The organism is Stenotrophomonas maltophilia (genome assembly GCF_023518235.1).
Lineage (GTDB): Bacteria > Pseudomonadota > Gammaproteobacteria > Xanthomonadales > Xanthomonadaceae > Stenotrophomonas.
In genome coordinates, this window is sequence record NZ_CP090423.1 from 1712182 (window position 1) to 1730728 (window position 18547).

Below are 18547 nucleotides of genomic sequence, written 5' to 3' on the forward strand. Positions count from 1 at the left end.
ACCGCACACTTGCGCGTCGCTCCGCGCTTTAGAAGATAGATGAACGCCCGCTATAACGCCGCCGATATTGAAGTCCTGTCCGGCCTTGACCCGGTCAAGCGCCGTCCCGGCATGTATACCGACACCGCGCGCCCGAACCACCTGGCGCAGGAAGTGATCGACAACTCGGTGGACGAGGCCCTCGCCGGCCACGCCCGTTCGATCGAGATCACCCTGTACAAGGACGGCAGCGTGGAGGTCAGCGATGACGGCCGCGGCATGCCGGTGGACATCCATCCGGAGGAGAAGATTCCGGGCGTCGAGCTGATCCTCACCCGCCTGCATGCGGGCGGCAAGTTCAGCAACAACAACTACACCTTCTCCGGCGGCCTGCACGGCGTCGGCGTCAGCGTGGTCAATGCGCTGTCCACTCTGGTGGAAGTTCACATCAAGCGCGAAGGTGCCGAACACCGCATCACCTTCCGCAACGGCGATCGCGCCACCCCGCTGGAAGTGGTCGGCAGCGTCGGCAAGAAGAATACCGGTACCCGCGTGCGCTTCTGGCCCGACCCGAAGTATTTCGACACGCCCAAATTTGCGGTGCGTGCGCTCAAGCACCTGCTGCGCGCCAAGGCCGTGCTGTGCCCGGGCCTGACCGTCAAGCTGACCGACGAGGCCACCGGTGAAGTCGATACCTGGTACTACGAAGACGGCCTGCGCGATTACCTGAAGCTGGAGCTGGGCGAGCGCGAATCGCTGCCGGCCGACCTGTTCGTGGGCAATCTGAAGAAGGACACCGAGGTGGTGGACTGGGCCGTGGCCTGGCTGCCGGAAGGTGAACTGGTGCAGGAAAGCTACGTCAACCTGATTCCCACCGCCCAGCACGGCACCCACGTCAACGGCCTGCGCACCGGCCTGACCGAAGCGCTGCGCGAGTTCTGCGACTTCCGCAACCTGCTGCCGCGCGGCGTCAAGCTGGCCCCGGAAGACGTGTGGGACCGCGTGTCGTTCGTGCTGTCGCTGAAGATGACCGACCCGCAGTTCAGCGGCCAGACCAAGGAACGCCTGTCCTCGCGCCAAGCCGCCGGTTTCGTCGAAGGCGCCGCGCATGATGCCTTCAGCCTGCTGCTGAACCAGAACGTGGAGCTGGGCGAGAAGATCGCGCAGATCGCCATCGAGCGCGCCAGCGCGCGCCTGAAGACCGAGAAGCTGGTCGTCCGCAAGAAGGTCACCCAGGGCCCGGCCCTGCCCGGCAAGCTGGCCGACTGCATCAGCCAGGACCTGTCGCGCACCGAGCTGTTCCTGGTGGAAGGTGACTCGGCAGGCGGCAGCGCCAAGCAGGCCCGCGACAAGGACTTCCAGGCCATCATGCCGTTGCGCGGCAAGATCCTGAACACCTGGGAAGTGTCGTCCAACAGCGTGCTGGCCTCGGAAGAAGTGCACAACCTGGCCATCGCCATCGGCTGCGACCCGGGCAAGGATGACATCAGCGGCCTGCGTTACGGCAAGGTCATCATCCTGGCCGACGCCGACTCCGACGGCCTGCATATCGCCACCCTGCTGACCGCGCTGTTCCTGAAGCACTTCCCGGCGCTGGTCGATGCCGGCCACGTGTTCGTGGCGATGCCGCCGCTGTTCCGCATCGACGTGGGCAAGCAGGTGTTCTACGCCCTGGATGAGGAAGAAAAGCGCTCGATGCTGGACAAGATCGAACGCGAGAAGATCAAGGGCGCGATCAACGTGACCCGCTTCAAGGGCCTGGGCGAGATGAACCCGCCGCAGCTGCGCGAGTCGACCATTCACCCGGATACGCGCCGCCTGGTGCAGCTGACCGTGGACGATGGCGAGCAGACCCGCTCGCTGATGGACATGCTGCTGGCCAAGAAGCGCGCTTCGGACCGCAAGGGCTGGTTGGAAGCCAAGGGCGACCTGGCCTCGCTGGAAGTCTGACCCTGGATCCACGGCAGTGCCGGCCGCTGGCCGGCACTACCGGTTTGGGCGCCGGGTCCCATCCGCCGCCATCGGCAAACCCGGCGGCGCCATAATGCGCGTCCATCCGTGTGGACCACCCTATTGGCCAGCCACTCGCAGTTGTTCCCCGGCCTGCCCCTGCACAGTGCGCGGCTGGTCCTCAGCCCGATCCGCCGTGACGACGCTTCCGCGCTGTTCGCGCTGCAGTCCGATCCGGACGTGATGCGCTGGTGGAACCATCCGGCCTGGACCCGACCGGCCGAAGCCCGCGAACAGATCGACGACGACCTGGCCGCCCATGCCATCGGCACCCAGCTCAAGCTGGCTGTACGGGAAACCCTGGACGGCCCGCTGCTGGGCATCTGCGTGGTGTTCGCCGTCGATCGCGACGCCGCACGCGCCGAGATCGGCTACCTGCTGGCGCCCGACCGCCAGGGCCAGGGCTACATGCACGAAGCCCTGCAGCAGGTGCTGGCCTACCTGTTCCGCACCCTGCACCTGCACCGCATCGAAGCCGAGATCGATCCGCGCAATGCGCCTTCCGCACATGTGCTCGAACGCCTGGGCTTCCACTGCGAAGGCATCCTGCGCCAGCGCTGGCGCATCCAGGGCGAGCTCTCGGACTCGGCCGTGTACGGCCTGCTGGCGCACGACGACGCGGCCAACGCCCTGCCCGCTTGACCCAATCTGGCCACAACCGGCCAGCGCGCGCGGGCATGCCTTTGGACACATTCGTTGCGGGGCCCGGGCGGCCTAGCATCGGAATCCCCTTCCGCTGCCGATCCGGTGCCATGAAGTCCCTGCTGCATACTGCCGCGCTCTGCGTCGGCCTGCTCATCGCCCCTGCCAGCGTGCTGGCCGCGCCCGCCGCTCAGCCTGATTCGAAAGGCGACGCCAGCGAAGCGCCCGCGTTGCCGGCCGACGCCTCGGCCCGCCAGAGCATGCGCCTGAACGGGCGCACGCTCGACTACACCGCCACCGTCGGCACCCTGCCGGTGCGCGATGCGTCGGGCAAGGTGATTGCCGATGTGGTGTTCACCGCCTACACGATGCCGGGCAAGGACCGGCCAGTAACGTTCGCACTCAACGGTGGCCCCGGCGCGTCGTCGGTCTACCTCAACATGGGCGCGATCGGGCCGAAGGTGGTGACCTTCGGATCGGAGGGCGACAGTGCCTCGGCGCCGGCCACCCTGCACGACAACCCGGGCACCTGGCTGGACTTCACCGACCTGGTGTTCATCGACCCGGTCGGCACCGGCTTCAGCCGCGCTCGCATCGGCGACGATGAAGCCAAGAAGCAGCTGTACAACCCCGGCGCCGACATCGAATACCTGTCGCGCTCGATCTACGACTGGCTGCTGCGCAACCAGCGCATGGCCTCGCGCAAGTACCTGACCGGCGAGAGCTATGGTGGCTATCGCGGCCCGCGCATCACCCACTTCCTGCAGACCCGGCTGGGTGTGGCGATGAACGGCCTGGTGCTGGTGTCGCCGTACCTGAGCCCGACGCTGGAAGACAACGCCGACGTCTCGCCGATGGCGTGGATGCAGACGCTGCCATCGATCGCCGCAGCGCACCTGGAGCGCCAGGGCAAGCTGACCGATGCGGCGATGCGCGAGGTGGTCGAATACACCCGTGGCGACTACGCCACCGCATTGATGAAGGGCCGCAGCGACCCGCAGGCCACCGAGGCGATGCTGCGCCGGGTAACCGAACTGACCGGGCTCGACCCGCAGTTCGTGCGCCGTGCCGGCGGCCGCCTGGAGACCCAGGCCTACCTGCGCGAAGTGTTCCGCGACAAGGGCACGCTCGGCAGCCGTTACGATTCCAACGTGACCGCGTTCGATCCGTTCCCGAACGATCCGGAACAGCGCGCCAACGATCCGTTGCTGGACAGCATCATCGCGCCGACCACCACCGCGATGGTCGACTTCGTGACGCGCGTGGTCGGCTGGAAGGTGGATGCGCGCTACCAGGCGCTGAATTACGAGGTGAACCGGCTGTGGGACCGCAACGGCGAACTGCGTCAGGGCGCGGTGACCCAGTTGCGCCAGGCGGTGGCGATCGACCCGCACCTGCAGGTGCTGATCGTGCACGGCTGGAATGACCTGTCCTGCCCGTTCATGGGTTCGATCCTGACCGTGGACCAGATGCCGGCGATGGGCAGCAACCCGGACCGGGTGCAGGTGCGCAGCTATCCGGGCGGCCACATGTTCTACAGCCGGGCGGACAGCCAGGCGGCGTTCCGCAGGGATGTGCAGGCGCTGTTCCAGCGCAACTGAGGGGGTTCGGGCCGGGCCTGCGGCCCGGCACCCGCTGGCGGCAACGGCACCAGCAACGGCAACGGCAACGTCCAACGTCAAAAGCCGGATTTCCGAGGGTTGGCGAGGCGGGTCCGGTTGCGGGGGACGCCGTAAACCCGTCCATGGGGGCTTGGCCGCGGCATCCATGCCGCGGACACCCCCGCAACCGGACCCACCCCGCCTTCGACAGATTCCGGCGGCCTGTCCGAACGGCGTTCTGCTTTGGTAGGTGTCGACCTTGGTCGACACGATGGGTGCAGAAATAATGTTTTTCCCATGAAAAAAGCCCGCCGGAATCCGGCGGGCTTTTTCATTTCCGGGGTCAGATCCCTATCCGCAGGGAAAGGGCTCTGACCCCAGGGTTGCTGGCATCAGGTCCAGCCGAACACTTCAAACAGCTTCAGGATCAGGTACGCACAGCCGCCGGCAGCGGGAATGGTCAGGATCCAGGCCCAGATGATGCGCTCGATCACGCCGAACTTCAGCGAGCGCGGGTTCTTGGCAAAGCCAACGCCCATGATCGCAGTGGAGATGCTGTGCGTGGTCGACACCGGCATGCCGAAGTGGGCGGCCAGGGTCAGGATGGTGGCCGAGCTGGTCTCTGCGGCGAAGCCGTGGATCGGATGCAGCTTGACCATCTTGTGGCCCAGGGTTTTGATGATCTTCCAGCCACCCGAGGCGGTACCGGCAGCCATCACCACCGCACAGGTCAGCACGATCCACATCGCGATGCCATCACCGGCATGCGCATCCGGGTGCATGAAGGCCAGCCACGACGGCAGGTTGTCCAGCGCGCCGGTGGCTTCAGCGCCGATCAGGGTCATGGCGATGATGCCCATGGTCTTCTGCGCGTCGTTGTGGCCGTGGGCGAAGCCCATGTAGGCCGCCGAGGCGATCTGCGCCTTGCCGAAGAAGGCGTTGACGATGCGCGGACGGGCCAGACGGCCGATGGCGCCGCCAACCTTGGCCAGGCCGGCGATCAGCGCCCACAGCAGCACCATCACCACGATGCCCAGCAGGAAGCCGGCAATAGGCGAGGTGATCATCGGCACGAACACCTTCCACAGCAGGCCCTTGTTCTGCGCCCAGTTGCCCAGGCGCTCGGACCAGATCAGCGCGTCCCAGTTGTTGTGGGCGGCGGCCAGGCCGGCGCCGCAGAGGCCACCGATCAGCGCGTGCGAGGAGGACGACGGCAGGCCCTTCCACCAGGTGATCAGGTTCCAGATGATGCCGCCCAGCAGCGCGCACAGGATCACCTGCGGGGTGACATCGACCACGTTGGTGTTGAGCAGGCCGGAGGCGATGGTCAGGGCGACGGCCGTACCGGTCAGCGCACCGATCAGGTTCATGAAGGCGGCCAGCATCACCGCCCAGCCGGGCGAGAGCACCTTGGTCGCGACCACGGTGGCAATGGAGTTGGCGGTGTCGTGGAAGCCGTTGATGAACTCGAAGACGAGCGCGGCCAGGATCACCACCAGGACAAGGGTCAACATGCGGCGGCGTCCGTCAGCTGTTCTTCAACACGATCTGGTACGCCACCACGCCGGCCTCGCGGCAACGGTCGATGGCCTTTTCCAGGATCTCGAAGAATTCCTTCAACAGGAACATCTGCAGGTTGTCCAGGCGGCCGGAATAGATGTCGCGGTACAGCTCGAGCATCAGGCGGTCGGCCTCGTTTTCCAGCGAACGCAGCTTCTCGTTCAGCGCGGTCATCCGGTCCAGGTTCATGTGGCGCAGGTCGGCCACCATTTCCACCACCACGCCGGCCGCCTGCTCCAGCATCGCCGCGCGCGGCGCGAAGTCGATGTGCTCCAGATGGGTCGTGGCCAGCGAATAGCGATCGGCGAACTTCTCGATCTGCTTGGGAATCTTGTACAGCGCCGAACCCAGCGCTTCGATGTCTTCGCGCTCGATCGGGGTCATGAAGCTGTCCACCAGCGCCTGGCTGATCTTGTCCGAGGCCGCGCGTTCGCGCAGGCGGGCCAGCTTGAAAGCGTCCAGCGCAGGCTGGCGGTCGGCCTCGCGCAGCATGGAATGCAGCGCCTTGGCGGCGTCATTGGCCGCGACGGCAGCCTCATCGAGCAGGGTGTAGAACTGTTTGCCGGAACCGAAAATGGTCTGCAGAGAGAACATTGAGAAACCTGTCAGCCGTCGCGGGAAGGACGGCACCAAGGCGAATTATGACGGCTAGATGACCATCTCGGGTATCCCTGCCCCAATCCGGGCCCCTGCCCGCCTCAACCTGAACAGGCGGTTGCCACCCGGCCATGCCCCTTTGCTAAGATGCCAGCGCGCCTTCGGGCGCACCTTATGGACGACGACCCTTACCCCCCTGCGCCGCGCCGGACCCCGTTCCTGAGCGCTTGCCGCCATCGCCAGCACCCGCCCTCCCTGCCACCAACCGGGGACGACGCCCGTGTTTGAAATGATCCTGATTGTCTTCGCGCTTGTTCTGTTGAACGGCTTCTTCGCCATGTCCGAGATGTCGGTCATGACCTCGCGCAAGAGCCGCCTGAAGCAGATGGCCGCCACCTCCAAGCGCGCTGCCAAGGCACTGGAGCTGTCGGAGAAGCCGGAGAGCTTCCTGTCCACCGTGCAGATCGGCATCACCGTGATCGGCGTGCTGACCGGCTATCTCGGCGGTGAAGCGCTGGGCGACGCCTTTGCCGGCTGGATCCAGGGCCTGATGCCCGGTTTCGCCTATGCCGGCAAGATCGGCACGGTACTGGCGGTCAGCCTGATCACCTTCATCACGCTCATCTTTGGCGAACTGGTGCCCAAGCGCCTGGCGCTGACCCGCTCGGAGGCGATCGCCGGACTGGTGGCCATGCCGATGAGCTGGCTGGCCAAGCTGGCCCTGCCGTTTGTCTGGCTGCTGTCCAAGACCACCCAGCTGGTACTGAAGATTCTCGGCCTGGGCAAGGACGAGGCCGCCCAGGTGACCGAAGAAGAAATCCGCATGCTGGTGGCCGAGAGCCACGAGGCCGGCGTGATCGATGCCCATGAGCGCGACATGATGAACCGCGTCATGCGCCTGGGCGACCGCACCGCCGACAGCCTGATGACCCCGCGCAACCGCATCGCCTGGCTCGATACCCAGGCCGGGCTGGAGCGGAACCTGGAAATCATGGCCGAGCATGAGTTCTCGCGCTATCCGGTGTATCGCGACAACGACCAGGACGTGGTCGGTGTGCTGGAGCTGAAATCGTTGGCCACCCGCATGGCACGCGGTGACAACGCGCTGTTCCAGACCCTGCGCGAAGCGTTGTATGTCTCCGAATCGACCCATGCGATGAAGCTGCTGGAGATCTTCCGCGAGGAACAGCAGTCGATGGCGCTGGTGGTGGATGAGTACGGCGAAATCCAGGGCCTGGTGACCATCAGCGACCTGATGGGCGCGGTGGTCGGCCGCCTGCAGGCCGTTGAGAACGCCGATGAGGACGCGCTGGTGGTGACCCGCGAGGACGGCTCGCTGCTGGTGGACGGTTCGCTGCCGATCGAAGACCTGCGCGAGCTGATCGGCAGCAACGACCTGCCCGATGCAGAGGACGGCGACTACTACACGCTGGCCGGCATGTGCATCCACTATTTCGGCCGCATCCCGCACGCCGGTGAATACTTCGACTGGGCCGGCTGGCGCTTCGAGATCGTCGACCTGGACGGTGCGCGCGTGGACAAGCTGCTGCTGCGTACGTTGTCCGACGAGCAGGCCGATGAGCTCACCGCCTGAGGCCGACCCGGGCACGGGCCACGAGCGCCCGGCCTATCGCAACGAGGGCATCCGCGCCCTGCTGGAGATGTTCGCCTCCGGCGACCCGGCCGAGCACATGCCGCTCGGCCAGATCCTGCGCAACCTGCAGCAGAGCGCGTTCGGCGTGTTCCTGTTCGTGGCCATCCTGCCGTCGTTCATTCCGATTCCGGGCATGGGCGGCGCGCTCAGCGGCCCGCTGGTGATCCTGATCGGGCTGCAGATGCTGTGCTGCCTGCGCCGCCCGTGGCTGCCGGGCTTCATCGCCCGGCGCGGGCCGAAGCGCGGCACCATGCACCGCTTCCTCGACCGCATCGACCGGCCGTTGCGGCGCCTGGACCGGATGCTGAAGCCACGCCTGCCGCAGCTGCTGACACCGCTGCCGGCGCACGCCTTCACCGGCCTGCTGCTGGTACTGCTGGGCATCCTGCTGTCGCTGCCGATTCCATTCACCAACTTCCTGTTCGGCTTCCAGCTGCTGCTGTTCTCGCTGGCGCTGCTGGAGCGTGATGGCGCGCTGATGCTGTTCAACTGGATCGCCGCGCTGGCGGCGATCACCTTCTTCGGCTTCAGTTCGGGGCAGCTGGTGGGCTACACGGTGGATCTGTTCCAGCGCTGGTTCTGAACCGGCACCCGGTAGAGCCGGCCGCTGGCCGGCTGCCACGTTTCCGGGATTGCCGGCCAGCGGCCGGCACCACCAACACCGGACGTCCGTCATCCACGCAGATCAATGAACCCGTTGTCGGCCAACGCCGCTGGTTCGTCCTGCACCGCCGACAACACGAACGTCAGCGCCTTGCCCAGCAGCGTGCCCGGGCCATCCCAGTATTCGGCGCTGTCGGCACACACATGGATCAGGCGCAGGTTGGGGTCATCCTTCCCACCAGGGAAGAACAGCTTCATCGCCGGCGACCACAGCTCTTCGATCTTCGCGCGGTCATCGACCACGCGCGCTCGTCCTGCCACCGACACATAGGTGTTTTTCGAGGGCGAGGCATACGCCACATTCACCTGCGGATCGAGCGCGATCTCGGCCACCTTCGGGCTGTCGGCGGTGATCACGAACCACAGGTCACCGTCGAAGGCGACCTGCTGGGTGGCCAGCGGCCGGCTGTAGAGGCGGCCATCGACACCGGTGGTGGTGAACATCGCCACCTCCACGTCCTGGATCAGCTCGGCCAGCTGGGCGATGTGTTCGGCGCGGGTGTCGGCCATGGGGGGCTCCATCGGTGTGGGGCCCCCATCAGACGCGCTTTGAGCGCAATGGACCGTGACGCAATTGTTCAGCCCGCGTGGCGGGCGTGCCAGGCGTGCATGGCCAGTTCGAACGAACGCAGGCGCGCGCGGTGGTCAAACAGGTTGGCAGTCAGCATCAGCTCGTCGGGCCTGTGGCGTTCAACGAAGGCGGCGATGCCCTCAGCGACCTGCTGCGGATCGCCGAGTACGGTGCAGGCCAGCGCCCGTTCCACACCCAGCTTCTCGTGCGGCTCCCAGAAGGTTTCAATGTCGTCGACCGGTGCCGGAATCTTGCCCGGACGGCCACGGCGCAGGTTGACGAAACTCTGCTGCTGGCTGGTGAACAGGCGGCGCGACTCCGCCTCGCTGTCACTGGCCACCACGTTCAGGGCCAGCATCGCATGCGGTTGCTTCAACGTGGCCGAGGGGCGGAACTCGCGGCGGTACACCGCCAGTGCTTCGTCCATTGCATCCGGCGCAAAGTGCGAGGCGAACGCGTACGGCAGGCCCATCGACGCGGCCATGCGCGCGCCGAACAGACTGGAACCGAGAATCCACGTCGGTACGCGCAGGCCGCCACCGGGAACAGCCTGCACGGCCTGGCCCGGCTGCACCGGTTCGAAGTAGTGCAGCAGTTCGCGCACGTCCTGCGGGAACTGGTCGGCGCTGTCGAAGTAGCGACGCAGGGCCCGCGCCGTCGGCTGGTCGGTGCCCGGCGCGCGGCCCAGGCCGAGGTCGATGCGGTCCGGATACAGCGAGGCCAGCGTGCCGAACTGCTCGGCCACCTGCAGCGGTGCATGGTTGGGCAGCATGATGCCGCCGGCACCAACCCGGATGCGCCGGGTACCACCGGCGACGTGGCCAATCAGCACGGCGGTGGCCGCACTGGCGATGCCGGGCATGTTGTGGTGTTCGGCCAGCCAGTAGCGGCGATAGCCCAGCGCGTCGGCGTGCTGGGCCAGTTCCAGCATGTTGGCAAAGGCGGCAGTGGTGTCACTGCCCTCGCAGACCGGGGCCAGGTCAAGGATCGACAACGGGATCATCAGGCGGTATTCCGTCACAGGTTTCCCCTTGTGATGGGGTCGGCCGGGCGCAACGGCCAGTGACGGTGGCGGGATGCTGATTCCCGTGGGACGGGCTCAGCGCCCGCAGCGCTTGATCCGGTAGTGCCGGCCGCTGGCCGGCAGGCAGGGCGCCGTGGCAGCCGGCCAGCAGCCAGCTCTACCGCAGAAGCGTCAGAACGCGCTGGGGCGCGGCTCGGCCAGCGGCTGGTCGACCATCGGCTTCAGCTCGGCATCCAGTGCCACGCGCTCGTCGAACACGAAGCAGCGGCCCTCGTAGCCTTCGCCGCCCACTTCCTCGAAGTAGCCCAGGATGCCTCCGTCGAGCTGCAGCACGTTGTCCATGCCGTCGTTGACCATCCACAGCGCGGCCTTCTCGCAGCGGATGCCGCCGGTGCAGAAGCTGACCACGGTGCTGCCCTTCAGCGCCTCGCGATGCGGCGCCAGCGCCTCGGGCAGGTCGGTGAACTTGTGGATCGGGAGCACCAGCGCATCCTTGAAGGTGCCGTACTCGATCTCCTGCAGGTTGCGCGTATCGAGCATCACCACTGGCTTGCCGGCGTCGTCATGGCCCTGCCGCAGCCAGCGCTGCACGGTGGCCGGATCGACCGCCGGCGCACGCGGATAGTCCAGCGGCTGGCCGTCATCGCGGCGGAAGCTGATGATCTCGTCCTTCACCTTGGCCTTCAGCCGCGCGAACGGCTGGTGTTCGCTGAGGCTGGTCTTGACCCGCAGGTCAGCGAAGCGCGCGTCTTCGCGCAGCGTCGAATAGAACCCTTCGATCGCGTCCGGCGCGCCGGCCAGAAACAGGTTCAGGCCCTCGCCCGCCACCAGGATCGTACCGCGCAGCGCCGCCGCCTCGGCACGCGCCAGCAGCTGGTCGCAGAGGGCCTGGGGAGCGTCGATGACGGCGAAATGGTAGGCGGCGGTATTGGCGATCATCCTGCCATTTTAGCGCCAGAGCGCGCCGGGGTCAGATTCCGCGTTCACGAATTCAGGGGTCAGAGCCCTCTGCCCAGCAGAGGGATCCGACCCCTTACCCGCGCAGCAGCATGAACGGCAGCAGCACCAGCGCCGCCGCGGCCGCCATCGCCAGCAGCACCAGCACTACATACAGCGGGCGTCGCCGCAGCAGGCTGCCGAAGGTCTCGGCAGTGCCATCGCGCAGCGCCTGCTCGCGCTCGGCGCGGATGCGCGGGCCGCGTTCGGCCTGGTAGTCGGCCATCAGCGCCTTGGCGCGGGGATGATCGGCATCCTCGCGCAGCCACAGGCCGCCGTTGGAAATACCCCAGGGGCTGGGTTCAGTGCGGTACCAGGCGATGCCGTGCTGGTCCAGCAGGGTGCAGACATCGGCATATTCATCGTCACCGACATTGCGCAGATTGAGCAGGAGTTTTGCCATGCGCCCATGATACCCGGCGCCGATGCGCTACCCTTGCCGCCCTCGCCCTGCGCCCTCCCGGAGACGCCCGATGCGCCGCCTGCTGCTTCCCCTGCTGCTGTCCCTCACCGCCGCTGGTTGTTCGAGCGAACCGGCCGGCCCTCCGCCGGGCGGCACCCTGACCACCTTCGAGCGCATCGATACCGTTGCCGGCACCGGCGCCGAAGCCGTCGCCGGCAACAAGGTCACCGTGCACTACACCGGCTGGATATACGACAACCGCACCGGGAACAAGCACGGCAAGACCTTCGACAGCTCGGTCAGCCGTGGCGAGCCGTTCACCTTCGCGCTGGGCGCCGGCCAGGTCATCCGCGGCTGGGATGAAGGCGTGGCCGGGATGAAGGTCGGCGGCAAGCGTACGCTGATGATCCCGCCTGACTACGGCTATGGCGACCGCCGCGTCGGCCCGATCCCGGCTGGCTCGTCACTGGTGTTCGACGTCGAGCTGCTCGATGTCAAACCGTAATTCCACCCCGCCGCGCCGGGTTGCCGTTGTTGGCGGCGGCCCGGCCGGACTGTTCGCGGCCGAGCGCCTGCGCGCGGCCGGGCTGGACGTGGATCTGTACGAGGCCAAGGGCTCTCCCGGCCGCAAGTTCCTGATCGCCGGCAAGGGCGGGCTCAACCTCACCCATTCCGATCCGCGCCCGCTGTTCGACAGCCGTTACCGCGAGCAGGCCGCGGCCGTGGGCCACTGGCTGGACGGCTTCGACGCCCAGGCACTGCGCGACTGGGCCGCCGGTTTCGGCGTAGAGACCTATGTGGGCAGCTCTGGCCGCGTATTCCCGGTCGACCGCAAGGCCGCACCATTGCTGCGCGGCTGGGTGCGCCGCTTGAAGGAACAGGGTGTGCGCCTGCATGCCAACCACCGCTGGATCGGCTGGAGCGATGACGGTGCACTGCGCTTTGCCACCGAAGCGCAGGAGATCCTTGTCCACGCCGATGCCACCGTGCTGGCGATGGGCGGCGGCAGCTGGCCGCAGCTGGGCAGTGACGGCGCGTGGGTCGTGCCCCTGCAGGCGCATGGCGTGGCTGTCGCGCCGCTGCAGTCGGCCAACTGCGGCTTCGACGTGGACTGGACCCCGTTCTTCGCCCAGCGCAATGCCGGCGCCCCAATGAAACCGGTGGTCGCGCACTGGATCGACCTGGCCGGCCAACCGCAGTCGCTGCAGGGCGAATGCGTGGCCAGCGACTACGGCATTGAAGGCAGCCTGGTCTATGCCCTGGCCGCCGACCTGCGCGAAACCATCAACCGCGACGGCCACGCCATGCTGTGGCTGGATCTGGTACCCGGCCGTGACGAGGCGCGGCTGCTGGCCGACCTGTCGCGCGCGCGCAAGGGCCGCAGCTTCGGTGAACACCTGCGCCGCCAGGCGGGCCTGGATGCGGTGAAGGCCGCGCTGGTGTTTGAGATCCTCGGCAAGGAAGCGGGCAACGACCTGCCTGCCGTCGCCGCCACGCTCAAGCGGTTGCCACTGCGCCTGCAGCGGCCACGGCCGATGGCCGAGGTGATCAGCACCGCCGGTGGCGTGCGCCTCGAGGCGCTGGATGAAGGCCTGATGCTGCGTGCCCTGCCCGGCGTGTTCTGCGCTGGCGAGATGCTGGACTGGGAAGCCCCGACCGGCGGCTACCTGTTGACCGCCTGCTATGCCAGCGGCCTGCGTGCGGCCGACGGTGTGATCGAGTGGCTGGCCCGGCGGTAGGACTGGCCCGGTAGAGTCGAGCTTGCTCGACTGCTTCGCGCGGTAGAGCCGAGCCCATGCTCGGCTTGAATCAACAGCAGTCGAGCAGGCTCGACGCTACGTCACCACGGCCGGCGCATGCTCACTGACGCCAGCGCGACGCCGCTGGGATGCGGGTAGCTCTCCTCACGCACGCTGATGAAGCCCTGCCGCTGGTAGAACGGCACTGCGTTGAGCGAGGCCGACAGCACCACCTCACGCCCGCGATCGGCCAGTGCCAGCAACCGCAGCATCAGCGCCTGGCCAATGCCCTGGCCACCACGACCAGGATCGACGAACAACGCGTCGACTTCATTGGCGTCGCAGTCAAAGACGCCGAATCCGAGCAGGACGCCCTGCGCATCCTCGGCCACCACGCAACCGCCCTGCCCCAGCAGGCGCGCGTACTGCGACGGTGGCGGCGATGTCGACCACGGCGCGATGACCTCCGGCGGATAGTGGCTGCTGCAGGTCTCACGCACGCAGCGCGTGCGCAGCGCCCACAGCGTAGGCACATCGTCGAGGGTACCGGTCCTGAACTGCATGATGTCTCCTTGTACAGTCGAGCAAGCTCGACGCTGCCGAAAGGCAGCCGAGCGTGGGCTCGGCGCTGCAACAACACGTCATCGCGACTTGCTGGCGCGCAGGGCCTGGATCTTCGGCGGTGGCTGGAACGAATCGCTGCGTGCGTCGGCCCAGAATGCATGGAACACCGCGTGGTCCGGCACCTTGTGCAGCAGTTCGCCAGGCTCCAGATAGCGGTACAGCGAAGCCAGCGAACGGATCTCCACCGGCGATACCCGGCGCAGGATGTGTTCGGGCCCCAGTTCGGCCGGATCGTTCAACCCCGCCGCACACAACAGTTCCTTCAATGCATGCAGCGTGTGCTCATGGAAGCTGTGCACGCGGGTGGCTTTGTCCGGGGCATCCAGGTGTTTCCAGCGGGCCGGATCCTGGGTGGCGATACCGGTCGGGCACTTGTCGGTATGGCAGCTGAGCGACTGGATGCACCCCAGCGCGAACATGAAGCCCCGCCCGGCATTGCACCAGTCCGCGCCCAGCGCGATGGTGCGCGCGATGTCGAAGGCACTGGTGATCTTGCCCGCCGCACCGATGCGGATGCGCTCGCGCAGGTCGAGGCCGACCAGGGTGTTGTGTACCAGCAGCAGCGCCTCGTGCATCGGCACGCCGACATGGTCGACAAACTCGGCCGGCGCCGCACCCGTGCCGCCCTCGGCCCCATCGACCACGATGAAGTCGGGCAGCAGTCCTGTTTCGTGCATGGCCTTGGCGATGCCGAACCATTCCCACGGATGGCCGATGGCCAGCTTGAAACCAACCGGCTTGCCGCCGGACAGCTCACGCAGGCGGGCCACGAACTGCAGCAGTTCGACCGGCGTGGAGAAGGCCGAATGCCGCGACGGCGACACGCAGTCCACGCCCATGGGAACGCCACGCGTCACCGAGATCTCGGCCGTCACCTTCGGCGCCGGCAGCACGCCGCCGTGGCCCGGCTTGGCGCCCTGCGACAGCTTGATCTCGATCATCTTGACCTGGTCGTGGGTGGCGTTGGCAACGAAGCGCTCCTCGCTGAAGCCGCCCTTCTCATCGCGGCAACCGAAGTAGCCCGAGCCGATTTCCCACACCAGGTCACCGCCCATTTCGCGGTGGTACGGCGAGATCGAGCCCTCGCCGGTATCGTGATAGAAGCCGCCGCGCCGTGCGCCTTCGTTCAGCGCGCGGATCGCATTGGCCGACAACGAGCCAAAACTCATCGCCGAGATGTTGAACACGCTGGCCGAATAGGGCTTGGCGCAGTTGCCGCCGATCAGCACGCGGAAGTCGTGCTTGGCGATGGCGGTCGGCGCCAGCGAATGGTTGATCCATTCGTAGTCCACCGCGTAGGTACTGCGCAGGGTACCGAACGGCACCGTGTCCATTTCGTTCTTGGCGCGCTGATAGATCAAGGCGCGCTGCTGCCGCGAAAAGGGTACGTCTTCCAGATCGCTCTGCACGAAGTACTGGCGGATCTCCGGGCCGATCGATTCAAGCCCGTAGCGGAAGTGCGCCATCACCGGATAGTTGCGGCGCAGCGTACTGCGCTTCTGCAGCAGGTCCCAGGTTCCCAGTGCCACCATGGCGGCGGTCAGGCCGACGCCCCAGTACCAGGCCGGCCACAACGTGGCCAACCACAGGCAGACAGGAAACATCAGGATGGCGAGCAGGTAGACGATATACCGGTGCATGGCGTTCCTCGATTGCAGCTGCCACCGAGTCTACCGCGCGGCCCGTCGCGCGCGCTTACAGCCGACCGTCAACCACGTTGCGCGGCCAGGCCGATTTCACATCGTAGACCAGGCCTCCCGGTGCCAGCAGGCCACGGATGGCTGCTTCATCCATGGCCTTGAAGCGGGCATGCGCCACCGCCAGCACCACCGCGTCATAGCGGCCGGAAACCGGTTCGGCCAGCCATTGCACACCGGCCTGCGCCAGCGCCGCCGGGCCCACCCAGGGGTCGCTGACGTCCACCGCGGCCCCGGCCTCGCCCAGGCGCTGCGCCAGTTCCAGCGCACGGCTGTTGCGCAGGTCCGGGCAGTCTTCCTTGAACGTCACGCCCAGTACCAGGATGCGCGACTGCGCTGGCGAACGGCCGCGCTCTGCCAGCATCGCCAACACGCGCGCCGCCACATGGGCGCCGACACGGTTGTTGACCTGGCGTGCGGTGTGGATCAGGTCCGGGTGGTAGCCCACGCTCTCCGATTTGTGCAGCAGGTAGTACGGATCCACGCCGATGCAGTGACCGCCGACCAGGCCGGGCCGGAACGGCAGGAAGTTCCACTTGCTGCCCGCCGCGTCCAGCACGTCCTGGGTGTCGATGCCGAGCCGGTCGAAGATCAGGGCCAGCTCGTTGACCAGCGCGATGTTGACGTCACGCTGGATGTTCTCGACCACCTTGGCCGCCTCGGCCACCCGCATCGACGGTGCCGGAAAGGTACCGGCAGGGATGATGCGCTGGTACAGCTGATCGATGACAGCGGCGACCTCCGGCGTCGAACCGGAGGTGATCTTGCGGATATCGGCCAGGCGCCGCTGGCGGTCACCGGGGCTGACCCGTTCCGGGCTGTAGCCGCAATAGAAGTCCTCGTTGAAGCGGAGCCCCGAGCCCTGCTCCAGCAGCGGCACGCACACTTCCTCGGTGGTCCCGGGGTAGACCGTCGATTCGTAGATGACCAGATCACCGGCGCGCAGGTGGCTGGCGATCAGCCGCGAGGCCGAGCGCAACGGCTCCAGGTCGGGTTGCTCGTAGGCGTCGATCGGCGTGGGCACGGTGACGATGTAGACATTGGCCGCGTCCAGCTGCGCGGCATCGCTGCCGAACTGCAGCTGCTGTGCGCCGGACAGCTCGTCGGCCTCCATCTCCAGCGTATGGTCCTGCCCGCGGCCGAGTTCGGCGATGCGCTGCGGATCGATGTCGAACCCCAGCGTCGGCCAGTGCCGGCCGAAGGCCACCGCCAACGGCAGGCCGACATAGCCCAGGCCGATCACTGCGAAGCGAGGAGCGACCGACGCCGCCAGCGGCGCGCTCATCGAAGCACCGCGCACAACCAGCGGGGTGACACGCGCGTTGCCATGGCTCCGACCAACACACTCATCCGCTGCACCACTCCGGGGAAACCCAGGCCAGAAAGGCTACAGCGTAACGGCCCCAGCGCCCTGCCGCCAAGGCGGCCTCATGAACCCAGTGCGACCGCCGCCGGCTCGAGTTCGCCATCGGCGCCGGTCCAGGCCTGGCGCAGGCGCTCGAAGCCACCACTGCCGTGCAGGAATCCGGGCCAGGCCGCATTGACGATCTGTGTCAGCAGATCCGGGTCGATCCGGCGCGTGCCCATCGACCAGCGCGGGAATGCTCGCTGCGCCACCGGCGCGCGGCACAGCAGCTGCAGCTGCCCGTGGCTGCGCGCATTGGCAATGCGCGGGAACACCGAATCGATGCCGTCTTCCGGGCCTTCCAGGTATTGCAGGAACCGTCGGCCGTCGAACATCAGGACGCCGGTGACGCCGGCTACACGATTGAACGCCGTGGCATCGGCCAGCAAGCGGTCAAGGTCGGTTGTCCGCAGTTCGGCATGGGCCTGGCTGGCGTAGGCAATCGCGTGCAGCGACATGAGGTGGCTCCCCCCCTGGGAACGATGGCCGGGACTATGACATGAATAGGAGCGGCAGTTAAGCATGTCACCGCCCCGCGTCGAACCAGCCGGCCCGCCACAGGTGGGCTACAATCGGCGCCGCGCTGCGCGCCCGGATGGCGAAACTGGTAGACGCATCGGACTTAAAATCCGCCGACCGCAAGGTCATGCCGGTTCGATTCCGGCTCCGGGCACCAAGGCTTTCGAGACATTCCACAACTGCAATTTCGCTCCGCAATTTTCTCGCCGCTCCGCAATCAGCTCAATGCGCATGATGCCAATCGAGCAGCGGACAGCGCATGCGTCGCGATGTCGCGGGTAGATCAGACGCCCCGCTGCATCTGCTGCAGCCCTGCCCTCACCCAGGCCTTGCGGGCGTCCCTTGGCCTGGGTTTTGTCGCCGGCAGCGGCTTCGGCGGTTCCAGTGCTTCCTTGACCCGTGCGGTGGCGGCGACTGTGGCGTCGGCCAAGCGCCGGGCCTGTTGCTGCTGCTCAGGTGTCGGCGGCAGGCCGGGCAGCGGTTCGAGCGGTTCGGCTGGCGTGGTGTCCAGCAGCCGGGCCACAGCCGCGCGCAGGCGCATCTCCGGGTAGAGCCGGACTGCGCACCAGCGCTCGGCGTAGCGCTTGCCCTGCGCGATGCTGGCGGCACGCACGTCCTTGGTATCCCACATCTTCCGAGCATTGAGGCGGACGCGCACACCGCCATCTTTGGCCGGCGAGACGTTGACGATCTGACTGCCGTTCCACCACAACACCCACGTATCGCCCAGCTGGGCCCAGCCGGTGGGGATCGGGGCGGCGCGAAAGCCTTGGTAGCCGTGCGATGGAAGCATGGCCGGAAGGATACGACCGGCCGTCGCAGATCCTGCGAACACGGCGGCGACCTGGCGGAACCGCTTCGGA

Annotated in this window: 18 protein-coding genes and 1 tRNA gene; 8 read left to right on the forward strand and 11 right to left on the reverse strand. The window is 67.0% G+C overall.

Annotated elements, in window-relative coordinates; genetic code table 11:
• The first annotated feature begins 39 nt into the window (after positions 1-39).
• The 3 genes from parE (at position 40) to LZ605_RS07970 (ending at position 4232) form a co-directional block, all read left to right on the forward strand.
• Positions 40-1929 carry a DNA topoisomerase IV subunit B gene (gene parE / locus LZ605_RS07960; protein WP_249844383.1) on the forward strand — a complete coding sequence of 630 codons (1890 nt, stop codon included), beginning with the start codon at positions 40-42 and terminating at the stop codon, positions 1927-1929.
• A 123-nt stretch (positions 1930-2052) separates the two neighbouring features.
• The gene (locus tag LZ605_RS07965) at positions 2053-2631 is read left to right on the forward strand and encodes a GNAT family N-acetyltransferase (RefSeq protein ID WP_249844883.1); all 579 of its coding nucleotides are present in this window, start codon (positions 2053-2055) and stop codon (positions 2629-2631) included.
• A 110-nt stretch (positions 2632-2741) separates the two neighbouring features.
• Positions 2742-4232, forward strand: coding sequence for a S10 family peptidase (locus LZ605_RS07970; protein ID WP_249844384.1), 1491 nt, complete (start codon positions 2742-2744; stop codon positions 4230-4232).
• Positions 4233-4624: 392 nt separating this feature from the next.
• Here the strand turns inward: LZ605_RS07970 and LZ605_RS07975 are convergent, their stop codons facing one another.
• Both LZ605_RS07975 and LZ605_RS07980 read right to left on the reverse strand, forming a co-directional pair.
• Positions 4625-5746 (reverse strand): inorganic phosphate transporter, encoded by a 1122-nt coding sequence (locus tag LZ605_RS07975; RefSeq protein ID WP_249844385.1) that lies wholly within the window; start codon positions 5744-5746, stop codon positions 4625-4627.
• 13 nt (positions 5747-5759) lie between these two features.
• Positions 5760-6386 carry a DUF47 domain-containing protein gene (locus tag LZ605_RS07980; protein ID WP_079221423.1) on the reverse strand — a complete coding sequence of 209 codons (627 nt, stop codon included), beginning with the start codon at positions 6384-6386 and terminating at the stop codon, positions 5760-5762.
• Between the two features lie 292 nt (positions 6387-6678).
• On the opposite strand from LZ605_RS07980, the gene LZ605_RS07985 reads away from it, so the two are divergent.
• Both LZ605_RS07985 and LZ605_RS07990 read left to right on the forward strand, forming a co-directional pair.
• Complete coding sequence (locus LZ605_RS07985) at positions 6679-7983, forward strand: hemolysin family protein (RefSeq protein ID WP_107233098.1); 1305 nt, start codon at positions 6679-6681, stop codon at positions 7981-7983.
• Complete coding sequence (locus LZ605_RS07990) at positions 7967-8626, forward strand: exopolysaccharide biosynthesis protein (protein ID WP_249844386.1); 660 nt, start codon at positions 7967-7969, stop codon at positions 8624-8626. The genes LZ605_RS07985 and LZ605_RS07990 overlap by 17 nt, the downstream gene beginning before the upstream one ends.
• An 89-nt stretch (positions 8627-8715) precedes the next feature.
• Here LZ605_RS07990 and LZ605_RS07995 read toward each other — a convergent pair whose 3' ends face one another.
• The 4 genes from LZ605_RS07995 to LZ605_RS08010 all read right to left on the reverse strand — a co-directional run bounded on the left by LZ605_RS07995 (position 8716) and on the right by LZ605_RS08010 (position 11700).
• Positions 8716-9216, reverse strand: coding sequence for a pyridoxamine 5'-phosphate oxidase family protein (locus tag LZ605_RS07995; protein WP_249844387.1), 501 nt, complete (start codon positions 9214-9216; stop codon positions 8716-8718).
• A gap of 68 nt (positions 9217-9284) precedes the next feature.
• Positions 9285-10280 (reverse strand): LLM class flavin-dependent oxidoreductase, encoded by a 996-nt coding sequence (locus tag LZ605_RS08000; RefSeq protein ID WP_249844884.1) that lies wholly within the window; start codon positions 10278-10280, stop codon positions 9285-9287.
• 192 nt (positions 10281-10472) lie between these two features.
• The gene (locus LZ605_RS08005; RefSeq protein WP_249844388.1) at positions 10473-11240 is read right to left on the reverse strand and encodes a sulfurtransferase; all 768 of its coding nucleotides are present in this window, start codon (positions 11238-11240) and stop codon (positions 10473-10475) included.
• A 94-nt stretch (positions 11241-11334) separates the two neighbouring features.
• Positions 11335-11700, reverse strand: a complete 366-nt coding sequence (locus tag LZ605_RS08010) for a DUF6164 family protein (RefSeq protein WP_249844389.1) — start codon at positions 11698-11700, stop codon at positions 11335-11337.
• 70 nt (positions 11701-11770) lie between these two features.
• On the opposite strand from LZ605_RS08010, the gene LZ605_RS08015 reads away from it, so the two are divergent.
• The gene (locus LZ605_RS08015; RefSeq protein ID WP_249844390.1) at positions 11771-12205 is read left to right on the forward strand and encodes an FKBP-type peptidyl-prolyl cis-trans isomerase; all 435 of its coding nucleotides are present in this window, start codon (positions 11771-11773) and stop codon (positions 12203-12205) included.
• Positions 12192-13439: a TIGR03862 family flavoprotein gene (locus tag LZ605_RS08020; RefSeq protein WP_249844391.1), complete on the forward strand. Its 1248-nt coding sequence runs from the start codon at positions 12192-12194 to the stop codon at positions 13437-13439. Before LZ605_RS08015 ends, LZ605_RS08020 begins: the two co-directional genes overlap by 14 nt.
• 101 nt (positions 13440-13540) lie before the next feature.
• Here LZ605_RS08020 and LZ605_RS08025 read toward each other — a convergent pair whose 3' ends face one another.
• The 4 genes from LZ605_RS08025 to LZ605_RS08040 form a co-directional block, all read right to left on the reverse strand.
• Positions 13541-14002 (reverse strand): GNAT family N-acetyltransferase, encoded by a 462-nt coding sequence (locus LZ605_RS08025; RefSeq protein WP_249844392.1) that lies wholly within the window; start codon positions 14000-14002, stop codon positions 13541-13543.
• A gap of 78 nt (positions 14003-14080) precedes the next feature.
• Entirely contained in the window at positions 14081-15703 is a 1623-nt protein-coding gene (locus LZ605_RS08030; protein ID WP_249844393.1) for an FMN-binding glutamate synthase family protein, read from the reverse strand.
• Positions 15704-15758: 55 nt separating this feature from the next.
• On the reverse strand, positions 15759-17045 hold the full coding sequence (locus LZ605_RS08035) for a nucleotide sugar dehydrogenase (protein ID WP_249844394.1): 1287 nt from the start codon (positions 17043-17045) through the stop codon (positions 15759-15761).
• 143 nt (positions 17046-17188) lie between these two features.
• Complete coding sequence (locus tag LZ605_RS08040; RefSeq protein WP_107233088.1) at positions 17189-17623, reverse strand: BLUF domain-containing protein; 435 nt, start codon at positions 17621-17623, stop codon at positions 17189-17191.
• 131 nt (positions 17624-17754) lie between these two features.
• On the opposite strand from LZ605_RS08040, the gene LZ605_RS08045 reads away from it, so the two are divergent.
• Positions 17755-17841, forward strand: a tRNA-Leu gene (locus LZ605_RS08045).
• Between the two features lie 126 nt (positions 17842-17967).
• Here LZ605_RS08045 and LZ605_RS08050 read toward each other — a convergent pair.
• Positions 17968-18477, reverse strand: coding sequence for a hypothetical protein (locus tag LZ605_RS08050; RefSeq protein WP_249844395.1), 510 nt, complete (start codon positions 18475-18477; stop codon positions 17968-17970).
• Between the last annotated feature and the right edge of the window lie 70 nt (positions 18478-18547).

Bases quoted from the DNA above. Each gene is read 5' to 3' on its own strand.
- LZ605_RS08040 (WP_107233088.1), bottom strand. From the start codon at position 17,623: ATGTCGCTGCACGCGATTGCCTACGCCAGCCAGGCCCATGCCGAACTG.
- LZ605_RS07970 (WP_249844384.1), top strand. From the start codon at position 2,742: ATGAAGTCCCTGCTGCATACTGCCGCGCTCTGCGTCGGCCTGCTCATC.
- LZ605_RS08035 (WP_249844394.1), bottom strand. From the start codon at position 17,045: ATGAGCGCGCCGCTGGCGGCGTCGGTCGCTCCTCGCTTCGCAGTGATC.
- LZ605_RS08010 (WP_249844389.1), bottom strand. From the start codon at position 11,700: ATGGCAAAACTCCTGCTCAATCTGCGCAATGTCGGTGACGATGAATAT.
- LZ605_RS08030 (WP_249844393.1), bottom strand. From the start codon at position 15,703: ATGCACCGGTATATCGTCTACCTGCTCGCCATCCTGATGTTTCCTGTC.
- LZ605_RS08000 (WP_249844884.1), bottom strand. From the start codon at position 10,280: ATGATCCCGTTGTCGATCCTTGACCTGGCCCCGGTCTGCGAGGGCAGT.
- LZ605_RS07975 (WP_249844385.1), bottom strand. From the start codon at position 5,746: ATGTTGACCCTTGTCCTGGTGGTGATCCTGGCCGCGCTCGTCTTCGAG.
- LZ605_RS08015 (WP_249844390.1), top strand. From the start codon at position 11,771: ATGCGCCGCCTGCTGCTTCCCCTGCTGCTGTCCCTCACCGCCGCTGGT.
- LZ605_RS07985 (WP_107233098.1), top strand. From the start codon at position 6,679: ATGATCCTGATTGTCTTCGCGCTTGTTCTGTTGAACGGCTTCTTCGCC.
- LZ605_RS07980 (WP_079221423.1), bottom strand. From the start codon at position 6,386: ATGTTCTCTCTGCAGACCATTTTCGGTTCCGGCAAACAGTTCTACACC.
- LZ605_RS08020 (WP_249844391.1), top strand. From the start codon at position 12,192: ATGTCAAACCGTAATTCCACCCCGCCGCGCCGGGTTGCCGTTGTTGGC.
- LZ605_RS07990 (WP_249844386.1), top strand. From the start codon at position 7,967: ATGAGCTCACCGCCTGAGGCCGACCCGGGCACGGGCCACGAGCGCCCG.
- LZ605_RS08025 (WP_249844392.1), bottom strand. From the start codon at position 14,002: ATGCAGTTCAGGACCGGTACCCTCGACGATGTGCCTACGCTGTGGGCG.
- LZ605_RS08050 (WP_249844395.1), bottom strand. From the start codon at position 18,477: ATGCTTCCATCGCACGGCTACCAAGGCTTTCGCGCCGCCCCGATCCCC.
- LZ605_RS08005 (WP_249844388.1), bottom strand. From the start codon at position 11,240: ATGATCGCCAATACCGCCGCCTACCATTTCGCCGTCATCGACGCTCCC.
- parE (WP_249844383.1), top strand. From the start codon at position 40: ATGAACGCCCGCTATAACGCCGCCGATATTGAAGTCCTGTCCGGCCTT.
- LZ605_RS07995 (WP_249844387.1), bottom strand. From the start codon at position 9,216: ATGGCCGACACCCGCGCCGAACACATCGCCCAGCTGGCCGAGCTGATC.